This is a genomic window from Burkholderia sp. A2 (assembly GCF_001729305.1).
Classification (GTDB): domain Bacteria; phylum Pseudomonadota; class Gammaproteobacteria; order Burkholderiales; family Burkholderiaceae; genus Burkholderia; species Burkholderia sola.
This window is the reverse complement of sequence record NZ_LZXX01000059.1, coordinates 318-1,048: the sequence shown is the minus strand read 5'-3', so window position 1 is coordinate 1,048 and position 731 is coordinate 318. Positions and strand designations below refer to the sequence as shown.

Below are 731 nucleotides of genomic sequence, written 5' to 3'. Positions count from 1 at the left end.
GTCGCGCGGGCGATCGATCGTGCCGACGAGGCCGTGCGGCAGGCGGACGCCAAGGTCGCGGACGCGGCCGCCGCGGTGGCGGGCGCCGATGCGCGCATCCAGCCGCTGCTGCAACTGGCCGGCGTCGCGTCGATCGACGCGGCGCTGCCGTTGGCCGAGCGCTCGGATCGGCAGCGCCAGCTTCGGCAGGCGGTCGATGCCGCGCACGAAGCGCTGGTGCGCGACGGCGACGGGCTGTCCCGGTCCGCCGTCGAGGCCGAGGTGGCGGAACAGGACATTGCCGACGTGCCCGCGCATCTCGAAGCGGTGAAGCAGTCGCTCGGCGATGTGGGCAAGCGGCTGAACGAGCTGGCGCAGCAGCAGGTCGTGGCCGATCAGGCGTTCGGCGCGATCGACGGCCAGGCGAACGCGGCCGTCGCCGAGTCGAAACGGCAGGAGGCGCTGGCGGCGATGGGCGACGCGGCCGAACAGTATCTGGAGGCAGCCACGGCGAGCCGCTTGCTGAAGTGGGCGACGGACCGCTACCGCGACCAGAAGCAGGGGCCGATGCTCCGGCGGGCGGGCGAGATTTTCGCCGGGCTTACGCTGGGCGAATTCGCGAAGCTGACCGTCGATACCGAGCGGACGCCGCCCGCGCTGTATGCGAGGCGCACGAGGGGCACGTCGGTCGAGGTCGCCGGGCTGAGCGAAGGGACGCGCGATCAGCTGTTCCTCGCGCTGCGGATCGCGGC

The 731-nt window shown here is 72.9% G+C and carries 1 protein-coding gene; it reads left to right on the top strand.

Annotated features, from left to right (window positions below; all coding sequences use genetic code 11):
• Nucleotides 1-731 (top strand): ATP-binding protein (locus A9Z05_RS05410; RefSeq protein WP_371090632.1); only part of this gene is annotated, 731 nt, incomplete at both ends.